Genomic DNA, 9,668 nt, shown 5'->3' on the forward strand with positions numbered 1-9,668 from the left:
CTCCCAAAACCCCTGGTAAACAACAAAACTTAATGCCAGAAACGATTATCTTTGCTGTTCGCATTAATCATTTTCAGCATGAGTGTTGTACAATCCATCAGAATGGCCGCAGTGGCCGCCATTAAATCACTTTACGACCAACAGGTAGCAGCTACTGACATCTCTGTTAATATTACCAAACCTGAGTTCGAAGGTGAATACACCATTGTTACGTTCCCTTTCACCAAATTCAGCCGACAAAAACCAGAAGAAGCCGGTCAGCATATCGGTGAATACCTGGTAGCAAATAATCCGGAACTCTTCTCCGCATTCAATGTGGTAAAAGGATTCCTGAACCTTACCATCAATGCACAGTACTGGTCAAACTTCCTGAAAGCAACCTTCACCAACAGGAACTTTGGCGTACAACCTGCCAACGGTAAAAAAATCATGGTAGAGTACTCCTCTCCCAATACCAATAAGCCGCTCCACCTCGGCCACCTCCGCAATAACTTCCTCGGTTTCTCTATCGCAGAAATCCTGAAAGCCAATGGTTACGAAGTCATTAAAGCCAATCTCGTAAACGATCGCGGTATACATATTTGTAAATCGATGCTGGCATGGCAGGAATTTGCACATGGCGACACCCCGGCATCTAGCGGTATTAAAGGGGACCACCTCGTGGGCGACTACTACGTAAAGTTCGAAAGTGTGGTAAAAGAACAGGCCGAACCTATCATAGACCGCGTCCTGGAGCGCGATTTCCGCGATTTCAATGCCACCGAAACCGAGAAACTCGAAAAGCTGGTAACAGCCCTTCACAAACCTGAAGTAAAGGATAATGAAGAGAAAGTAGCCAAAATTATGGGCGATGTGAAAGAGGCTGCCCGTAACAAAACGGAGATCATGCTGCAGGCTAAAATCATGCTGCAGCAATGGGAAGCCGGCAACCCGGAAGTACGCGAACTCTGGAACACCATGAACGGCTGGGTATATGAAGGATTCGATGTTACCTATAAAAAACTGGGCATCGACTTCGATAAAATGTACTACGAAAGCCAGACCTACCTGCTCGGTAAAGATCTCGTGGAAGATGGCCTGCGCAAAGGTGTGCTGTTCAAAAAAGAAGATAACTCCGTTTGGATCGACCTCACCGCTGACGGATTGGATGAAAAACTCCTACTCCGCGGCGATGGCACCTCCGTATACATGACGCAGGACCTGGGCACCGCCCGCCTGAAATACGACGACTACCACATGGATCAAAGCATCTATGTAGTAGCCGATGAACAAAACTATCACTTCAAGGTACTGCAACTCATTCTCGAAAAACTCGGAGAACCAGCAGCACCGGGTATCTTCCATCTCAGCTACGGCATGGTGGAATTACCCCACGGTCGTATGAAAAGTCGCGAAGGTACCGTAGTGGATGCCGATGACATGATCGACGAAATGGTGAAAACAGCTGCGGTTAAAACGCAGGAAGCCGGTAAAAAACTGGCCGACTTCTCCGAAAACGAACTGGATGAGCTGTATGAAACCATCGGTCTTGGCGCCATGAAATTCTTCCTGCTCCGCGTAGATCCTAAGAAGAGAATGATCTTTAATCCGGAGGAATCTATTGACCTGCACGGCTTTACCGGACCATTCATCCAGTATGCACATGCACGTATCAAGTCCATCCTCCGTGAAGTTGGCCCGGTAGAAGGCCTTGACAACTACAGCTATTCCGGCACCCTGCTGCCGTTGGAGAAAGAACTGATCTCCCTCAATGAGCAGTTCCCTGGTATTCTTGCTGATGCACATAAAGAAATGAGCCCGTCTGTAATTGCCAACTACGCATTCCTGCTGGCACAGACTTTCAACTCATTCTACGCAGAAAAAGTGGAGGGCGTACCAACCTACTCCATTCTCAGAGCTAATGACGAAGACAAGAAAAAACTCCGTCTGCAAATCATCCAGCTCACTGCCAATACCATTGCCAAAAGCATGCAATTGCTCGGTATCCGCGTACCAGAGCGTATGTAACAAAATAAAACGCTGCGAACCACCTGGTTCGCAGCGTTAACAGCTTGCAGCCGCCGTGGCCAAACTGTCGAAGAAAATACCACAGTCCTCAGCGCAATGCAGGGGAGCTTGCCTTTCCCGAAACACTGCTTCTACTACATCATCCTGTGGCGGAATATCTTTGATCTAATAACGTATATACCAACACGTTAGTTCTGTATTTCTCCTAATTGTTGTGCCTGATCACAAATTTTTTCTCCCAGCGCTACCTCACCCATATCCATATACGCTTTTCCCAGCATAAACATGGCAAATCCGTTAGCAGGCTGTATGTGCAGCAATAACTGCCAGATGCCGGCTGCCGCTTTGTGACAGCCTTTATGTTGTGCTGCCTGCGCCAGGCAGTATAATACTTTCGCCTCTGTGGCATCCTTTCCTATTTGTGACAGCAACATACTGTCACTGACATTTTTTTCCTCCCCGGCACCTGCCACTACGACACTATGTGCAATCCCCCGCTCAAAATAATATATGCTTTGGCGGTAGTCTTCCTGTCGCGCATATACCCCTGCCAGGCTAAATATTACCGGTGTGCTCGCCCCTGTGTCAGCTGCTGCCAGCGACAACATTTCCAGCGCATTATCATATTGTTTCATCCGGTAATAGCTGAGCCCGGCCTGTCCCGTGGCATCAGTACTGCCATGGGTCCTTGCAATCAGGCTGTGGTAAAGCGATAACGTATAATCACCTTCTGCAAAATAAATATCTGCCAGCTCACTCCACGCAGCACCATAGGTACTGTCGGCCATAATTGCTGCATTAAACCGCGCGGTAGCTTCTACTACGGCACCGGCTCTACGCAGGGTGAGTCCTTCCTTAAAATATTGTGCGGCTTTGTCGCGGCCAGGGTTATGAACGCCTGCAACTACAGATGACACGGTTAAACATAGGCCGATTGCCTGCACCAGCAATCGTCTGGTATAGGATTTCATGGTATGGCATTTATACCGGCAAATATATATAAATTAGTTATAATTTATACATCATCCTAAAATCTTTTTAACCGAGCATTTCTCCGGAGAAAGCGAAGGGCAGGAGGTCGTTGGCTTTATCCACGACAATTACGCGGCCGCTGAGGCCACCCATAATCAGGCGGATGGGCTCTTTCTGGCGCATTTCTACTTCTGCCAGCGACTGGCGGCATATTCCACAAGGGGAGATGGGTTGTGAGCTGTCGCCATTGAGGTTATGGTAACTGATAGCAATGGTATCAATAGCCACTTCCGGATAAACGGAAGCTGCTGCTGCCAGTGCTACCCTTTCGGCGCAGAGGCCAACAGGGAAAGAGGCATTTTCCTGGTTGGAGCCGGCGATGATCTCGCCGTTAGCAAGCCTGGCAACGGCTCCAACCTGGAAATGTGAATATGGTGCGTACGCATGGTGCGTAACATCGCGTGCTTCTGTCAGTAACCAGGCATCTGCATCGTTAAGTTCAGTGATATCTTCGTATACGGTGTATTCGAATTGTTGCAGTTGTTTTGCCATGGTATGTGATTTAGGGTTATTTAATAGTTCTGAACAGCCTGCTCCAGCGGATACCGCCTTCACCATAGCTCATCCAGATCATCCACGCTTTACCTACTACGTGATCTTCCGGAACGAAGCCCCAGTAGCGGGAATCCAGTGAATTATTGCGGTTGTCACCCATCATCCAGTAGTAGTTCATTTTAAACGTATAACTTTCTGCAGGCTGACCATTAATGATAAATTTACCGTCTTTTCTTTCCAGGGTGTTGTTTTCAAACACACGGATGATACGGTCGTAGATGGCGATATTGCTGTCATTCAGCGTTACGGTAGCGCCTTTCTTAGGAATGTACAGCGGTCCGAAATTCTCTTCTGTCCAATGGAAGTGCGCCGTATCATGCGGGAAAATATCGTTGTAATCGTAGATAGCGCTGATATTGGCTTCTTCGAAAACGGTGATGCTCTTAATGATATCGAATTGTTTCAGGCTGGTGACCTGTGCAGGTGTCAGGTTGTATACGTAAGTGCTGGCATCCAGGGTAGCGTCAGGGCCACTGATACCCATTTCTTCGAGGCGGGAAGGGTTCAGCGGTTCGCCGTTGGTAATCACCGTGTAACGATGCTGGCTGCCTGGTGGTACCGGAGCTGCCTTACCATTCACATACACTGCGCCATGCACGATGGTCAGGGTATCGCCTGCTTCGGCCATACAACGCTTGATATAGTTCTCGCGCTTATCTACCGGGCGGTGGATGACTTTATAGTTATTGTTGACCTCCTGCCAACCCATCTGCCTGACCATACGGTAGTAGCTTGGGTCTGCTGCATCGAGGGCTACTGTATCTCCCTCAGGAAAGTTAAATACCACCACATCATATCTCTTTACCTCTCCAATCCCTGGCAAACGGCGGTATTTCCATTTAATAGCTTCAGAATAAGCCGGTGTATTTTTGGTGAGCGGCATGGTGTGGTGCACAAAAGGCACTGCCAGTGGCGTCATTGGAATACGGGGGCCATAACTGATCTTACTTACAAAAAGAAAGTCATTTACCAGCAATGTCTTCTCCATAGAGGGAGTAGGGATGGTATAAGCTTCAAAAATAAAAGTGCGGATCAGGGTTGCGGCGATGATAGCAAAAATTGCTGCATCCAGCCATTCACGAACTGCAGACTTTTTCTTCCTAGGCTGCTTATCCTTATTGTTTTTCCAAAATGCCAGGTTCATTCAGTTAGGCTTAAGTTAAATGCTTAAAAAGGCAAATATAATATTCTGTCCTCTCCTTCCAGCTTTTATATAGGAAAAGTTTTCTTAAAAATAGCTTAATCTTTATACATTTGCCCGGATACTATACCTGACGCCATTGAACAGTTTTTCAATCAGGGACATTGAAAACTTCACTGGTATAAAGGCGCACACATTAAGGATCTGGGAACAACGATACCAGCTGTATCAGCCGCGTAGAAAAGATAAAAACCATCGGATTTATGATGGGGAAGACCTGAAGGCCTTCCTGAAAATTGCCTACTTATACCATCACGGAGTTAAGATTTCCCGTATCGCCACCCTGTCAGAACAGGAAAGGAATACGCTAAGCCTTGCCATCTCGGATCAATCGTCCGACCTATGTCTGCAGATCCATGACCTGCTGAGCGCCACCCTACGTTATAATACGCAGCAATTTGAAACAGTCATATCCAACGTGATCCGCACCCATGGCATGGAAACAGCCGTCGTGAAGGTCATCTACCCATTCCTGGAAAAAGTGGGAATCCTCTGGCTTACCGACCAGATGCTGCCGGCACAGGAACATTTTTGCAGCGCTATTATCCGTACCAAACTGATGGTGGCAATCGACAGTCTGCCTATGAATTATGATGCAACCGACCATTTCCTGCTGTTTCAACCTGAGGGTGAACTGCACGAAATTCCTTTGTTGTACGTGTATTATATGCTTAAGAAATATGGGAAGAAGGTAACCTATTTCGGCCCTAATGTCCCGCTCCGGGACCTGGACCCATTTCTGAAAAACAGCGGGGTAACTGCGCTTTATTCTCATGTGGTGACGGCCGTTCCTCCACAAGTACTGCATCAGTATATCCAGGAATTTAATCAGCAGTATCCGGCGGTACATGTATATCTCTCCGGACCAAAAACCTTACTGGAACATAACTTCAGCGATTTAAGGGTAACAATACTCACAGAAATGAATGAGTTCCCACAATTACTAGCTTAATACTTCTGACAAAATCCGGCTTACTTCTGCCGCGCGGTTGTACACCATAAAGTGACCCGCATTGGGGATAATGTGGGTGGGATGCAGGTATTTAATCGGGAAGGGATGATCCCTATCCCCATGGATATGCACGAGGTTTTGCGGGCGAAACTCGTTTTCCCAGTTAAGGATTACCTCAAAAGCCCAGCGGGAATAAGCATAATCCTTACGTGCCAGGTAATCCCGCAACAATTGCTTTTCTTCCGGACTGCTTACGTCCATGTAATATTCAACAATGCGGGTACGGTTCTGAAAAATGATGAAGTCGGGCAATTTAGTAAGCTGTAATCGCCTGATCCAGTTGAAATACGCGGGTTTTTCACTGGTTTGCTTGATGCTGGATAAAAGAATAGTTTGATGGATGGGACGCAGTTTGGCAATTTCAATGCTCATGATCCCACCAAAAGAAAGACCGGCAAGGCTTACCTGGCCTTCAGCAGTGATGCCGGCTGCCATACGGGAGGCATAACTGCTGATTGACTCCTGTGGTTGTGGCGCTATCCAGGGCAGAAAATGCACCTCATATCCGTCCGGAAACCGCAGATGCCTGAATACTCGTTCATCCGCTCCCAGTCCGCTTATGAGGTACAAATGCTTGCTGGACATTGCTGGTTAATTTATTAAGAATTTACTTTTTTCTTATCCCGGTTTGGCACTACAAAATCGTCTACATCCTCCGGTGAAATTGTTTTACCGGAAAGGATCACGAGCCTTTCCACCACGTTTCTGAGTTCGCGGATATTACCTGACCAGTTGTGACTTTGCAATGCTTTCATGGCTTCCTTATCGATGCTTTTGCGGGCGATGCCGTATTCGTTACAAACGGTATCCAGGAAGCTTTCCACGAGCAAAGGAATATCATCGCGGCGATCGTTGAGTGATGGCACGTGGATGAGGATTACACTGAGGCGGTGGTATAAGTCGAGGCGGAAATTTTTATCTTCTACTTCTTTGAGCAGGTCTTTATTTGTAGCTGCTACCACGCGAACGTCTACACTGATTTCTTTATCGCCACCTACGCGGGTAATTTTACCTTCCTGGAGGGCGCGCAATACTTTCGCCTGTGCGCTGAGGCTCATATCACCGATTTCATCCAGGAACAGGGTACCGCCGGAAGCTTGTTCGAATTTACCAATGCGCTGTTTTACAGCGGAGGTAAAGGAGCCTTTTTCATGTCCGAACAGTTCACTTTCAATCAGTTCACTTGGAATGGCAGCGCAGTTTACCTCTACCATGGGGCCGGCAGCGCGGCTGCTGAGTTCGTGCAACCAGCGGGCTACCAGCTCCTTACCCACTCCGTTTTCACCGGTGATGAGTACGCGGGCATCCGTAGGTGCTACTTTTTCCAGCGTTTCTTTTATTTTGAGGATAGGTGCGGAAGCTCCTATCATTTCAGGCACTTTATTTACTTTACGGCGCAGCGTTTTGGTTTCTGTTACCAGCGTAGTCCTGTCCATGGCGTTGCGCAGGGTGATCAGCAGGCGGTTCAGATCCGGTGGTTTGGAGATGTAATCATACGCTCCTTTTTTCACTGCATCTACTGCGGTATCAATGTTTCCGTGGCCGGAAACCATGATGATAGGGATGTCCGGATTTACTTCCCTGGCTTTTTCCAGGAATTCCAGGCCATCCATTTTTGGCATTTTTATATCGCACAATACGGCATCGTATTGCTTACCTTGAAACATTTTAAAACCTTCCTGTCCATCTGCGGCTTCATCTACCTTATACCCTTCGTAACTTAAGATTTCCGTCAGGGTTTTACGGATGCTCTTTTCATCGTCAATAATTAAAATGTTAGCCATAGTAAAGTTTAGTGTTAATCAACAGACGCCAAAAATAAGATTCTTACCTAAGAATCCGGTATAAGAAGATGCTAAAATTGTGGCTAAACAACCTGTCGTAGTAAAACGCAGCCAAATATCATAAATAGTCTACTACCTTTGTAGATTTATATGTAATTTTATCTGTAAATAACAGGCCTTTCCTGTAATTCCGAACCTCATAGTATATGAACGACTTTCTGGAAGAATTAAAGCGACGGCACGAAAGGGCGGCGGCTAATGCCTTTCCGTCTACCGGGGCGGTCAACGACCTTGCCAATAATCTACTGAACTGGTTATTTCCTGAACATACAGGCCATGTGATGGCCGATCCTGTATTACTGGAGCAATATGGGAGCCTGCTGGAACAACAGCTGGAAGCCTTGCTGCTGTCGATGGAGCATCAATTGCCTGCGCCTGCAAAGCAGTTGAGCCAGCAGTTTATGAAGCAGATACCAGGCATGTATGAGGATTTAAGAAAAGATGCGGATGCTATTTTACAGGGAGATCCCGCTGCCACCTGCTTATACGAAGTGATACGGGCTTATCCCGGCTTTTATGCGGTCGCTTTTTACAGGATTGCACATATTCTGCATAAGCTGAAAGTACCTTTATTGCCCAGGATGATCACAGAGCAGGCACATAGCAGAACGGGGATTGATATTCACCCCGGAGCGGTGATTGCGCCCTGGTTTTGTATAGACCATGGTACTGGTGTGGTCATTGGTGAAACGTCTGTAATAGGGCCACATGTAAAGATTTACCAGGGTGTAACGCTGGGCGCTTTGAGTGTGGATAAGGAAATGGCGCATAACAAGCGTCATCCTACGATTGAAGAGCACACGATTATTTACGCGGGGGCTACCATACTTGGAGGCGATACCATTGTGGGCCACCACAGTGTTATTGGCGGCAATGTATGGCTGATCAAGAGCGTAGAGCCATTTTCGCGGATTTACTATAAGGCAGAACATCGATTAACTGAATTGTAACTGATAACCATGGCAACAATACTGGATTTGGTGGGGAATACCCCACTGGTAGAACTGAAGAAAATTTCAGCCAATCCGGCTGTAACGATTTACGGGAAGCTGGAAGGCACCAATCCCGGTGGCAGTGTAAAGGACAGGGCGGCGTATGGGATGATCAAGGGGGCGTTGGACAGAGGAGAGCTGAAACCGGGGGTGAAGTTAATAGAGGCCACCAGTGGTAATACCGGTATAGCGTTGGCTATGATTGCGAATTTGTTTGGTATAGAGATAGAAATAGTTATGCCGGCAGATGCTACTGCCGAGCGCGTACAAACGATGCAGGCGTATGGTGCTAAAGTTATCCTGACGCCGAAGGAGTTGTCGATGGAGGGATCTATCGATTATGCAACGGCGCAATTGGAGAAGGGCGGATATTTGAACCTGAACCAGTTTGGCAACCCGGATAACTATATGATGCACTATAAAACCACTGGTCCTGAGATCTGGAAAGATACGCAGAGCAGGGTAACGCATTTTGTGAGTGCGATGGGTACTACCGGTACGGTGATGGGTGTTTCCAAGTTTCTGAAGGAGCAGAATCCGGATATTCAGATTGTGGGATGTCAGCCTACCGATGGTTCGAAGATTCCGGGCATACGGAAGTGGCCGGAGGCGTATTTACCGAAGATTTTCGACCGGTCGCGTATTGACCGGATCATGGATATCAGCGAGGCCGAGGCCAGAACGATGACGAAGCGGCTGGCCAGGGAGGAAGCGGTATTTTGTGGTATGAGTAGTGGCGGTGCGGTAGCTGCGGCGGCGCGGTTATCGGCGGAGTTGAAGAAGGGGGTGATTGTTTGTATTATTTGTGATCGGGGCGATCGGTACCTGAGCAGTGATTTATTTGCCTAGCCTTTATATGGGGCATCCGTTAAGTGTGGACTGAGCAAGAGTTTAACACAATCGAGTAGGAAGTGAGGGATTATTTCCCTCACTGTCCTCTCACACCACCGTACATGCGGTTCCGCATACGGCGGTTTGTTAGAATAAGTTCATTTGGTGGGTTGTTTTCCAATAGTAGTAGTTCA

At 47.5% G+C, this 9,668-nt stretch carries 9 protein-coding genes; 4 read left to right on the plus strand and 5 right to left on the minus strand.

Annotation, left to right across the window (positions count from 1 at the left end; translation table 11 throughout):
* The first annotated feature begins 78 nt into the window (after positions 1 to 78).
* Complete coding sequence (gene argS / locus KW844_RS19425; protein WP_218378442.1) at positions 79 to 2,007, plus strand: arginine--tRNA ligase; 1,929 nt, start codon at positions 79 to 81, stop codon at positions 2,005 to 2,007.
* A 188-nt stretch (positions 2,008 to 2,195) separates the two neighbouring features.
* On the opposite strand, the gene KW844_RS19430 is transcribed toward argS, so the two are convergent.
* The 3 genes from KW844_RS19430 to lepB all read right to left on the minus strand — a co-directional run bounded on the left by KW844_RS19430 (position 2,196) and on the right by lepB (position 4,738).
* The gene (locus KW844_RS19430; protein ID WP_218378443.1) at positions 2,196 to 2,978 is read right to left on the minus strand and encodes a lipopolysaccharide assembly protein LapB; all 783 of its coding nucleotides are present in this window, start codon (positions 2,976 to 2,978) and stop codon (positions 2,196 to 2,198) included.
* Positions 2,979 to 3,045: 67 nt separating this feature from the next.
* Positions 3,046 to 3,531 carry a cytidine deaminase gene (locus KW844_RS19435; protein ID WP_218378444.1) on the minus strand — a complete coding sequence of 162 codons (486 nt, stop codon included), beginning with the start codon at positions 3,529 to 3,531 and terminating at the stop codon, positions 3,046 to 3,048.
* Positions 3,532 to 3,547: 16 nt separating this feature from the next.
* Positions 3,548 to 4,738, minus strand: a complete 1,191-nt coding sequence (lepB, locus tag KW844_RS19440) for a signal peptidase I (RefSeq protein WP_218378445.1) — start codon at positions 4,736 to 4,738, stop codon at positions 3,548 to 3,550.
* A 136-nt stretch (positions 4,739 to 4,874) separates the two neighbouring features.
* On the opposite strand from lepB, the gene KW844_RS19445 reads away from it, so the two are divergent.
* Positions 4,875 to 5,747, plus strand: a complete 873-nt coding sequence (locus tag KW844_RS19445) for a MerR family transcriptional regulator (RefSeq protein WP_218378446.1) — start codon at positions 4,875 to 4,877, stop codon at positions 5,745 to 5,747.
* On the opposite strand, the gene KW844_RS19450 is transcribed toward KW844_RS19445, so the two are convergent.
* Together KW844_RS19450 and KW844_RS19455 are read right to left on the minus strand one after the other, a co-directional pair.
* Complete coding sequence (locus KW844_RS19450) at positions 5,739 to 6,392, minus strand: alpha/beta fold hydrolase (protein WP_218378447.1); 654 nt, start codon at positions 6,390 to 6,392, stop codon at positions 5,739 to 5,741. The two genes, KW844_RS19445 and KW844_RS19450, sit on opposite strands and share 9 nt — an antisense overlap.
* A 14-nt stretch (positions 6,393 to 6,406) precedes the next feature.
* The gene (locus tag KW844_RS19455) at positions 6,407 to 7,591 is read right to left on the minus strand and encodes a sigma-54 dependent transcriptional regulator (protein ID WP_218378448.1); all 1,185 of its coding nucleotides are present in this window, start codon (positions 7,589 to 7,591) and stop codon (positions 6,407 to 6,409) included.
* 206 nt (positions 7,592 to 7,797) lie between these two features.
* Here KW844_RS19455 and KW844_RS19460 point away from each other — a divergent pair, with 206 nt between their 5' ends.
* Both KW844_RS19460 and cysM read left to right on the plus strand, forming a co-directional pair.
* Positions 7,798 to 8,601: a serine O-acetyltransferase gene (locus KW844_RS19460; protein ID WP_218378449.1), complete on the plus strand. Its 804-nt coding sequence runs from the start codon at positions 7,798 to 7,800 to the stop codon at positions 8,599 to 8,601.
* Positions 8,602 to 8,610: 9 nt separating this feature from the next.
* Positions 8,611 to 9,492, plus strand: a complete 882-nt coding sequence (gene cysM / locus KW844_RS19465) for a cysteine synthase CysM (protein ID WP_218378450.1) — start codon at positions 8,611 to 8,613, stop codon at positions 9,490 to 9,492.
* Positions 9,493 to 9,668 lie beyond the last annotated feature (176 nt).

The organism is Chitinophaga sp. sic0106 (assembly GCF_019219075.1).
Taxonomy (GTDB): Bacteria; Bacteroidota; Bacteroidia; order Chitinophagales; family Chitinophagaceae; genus Chitinophaga.

Coding starts and splice junctions, on each gene's coding strand:
- argS (WP_218378442.1), top strand. CDS start 79: ATGAGTGTTGTACAATCCATCAGAATGGCCGCAGTGGCCGCCATTAAA.
- KW844_RS19430 (WP_218378443.1), bottom strand. CDS start 2,978: ATGAAATCCTATACCAGACGATTGCTGGTGCAGGCAATCGGCCTATGT.
- KW844_RS19435 (WP_218378444.1), bottom strand. CDS start 3,531: ATGGCAAAACAACTGCAACAATTCGAATACACCGTATACGAAGATATC.
- lepB (WP_218378445.1), bottom strand. CDS start 4,738: ATGAACCTGGCATTTTGGAAAAACAATAAGGATAAGCAGCCTAGGAAG.
- KW844_RS19450 (WP_218378447.1), bottom strand. CDS start 6,392: ATGTCCAGCAAGCATTTGTACCTCATAAGCGGACTGGGAGCGGATGAA.
- KW844_RS19455 (WP_218378448.1), bottom strand. CDS start 7,591: ATGGCTAACATTTTAATTATTGACGATGAAAAGAGCATCCGTAAAACC.
- KW844_RS19460 (WP_218378449.1), top strand. CDS start 7,798: ATGAACGACTTTCTGGAAGAATTAAAGCGACGGCACGAAAGGGCGGCG.
- cysM (WP_218378450.1), top strand. CDS start 8,611: ATGGCAACAATACTGGATTTGGTGGGGAATACCCCACTGGTAGAACTG.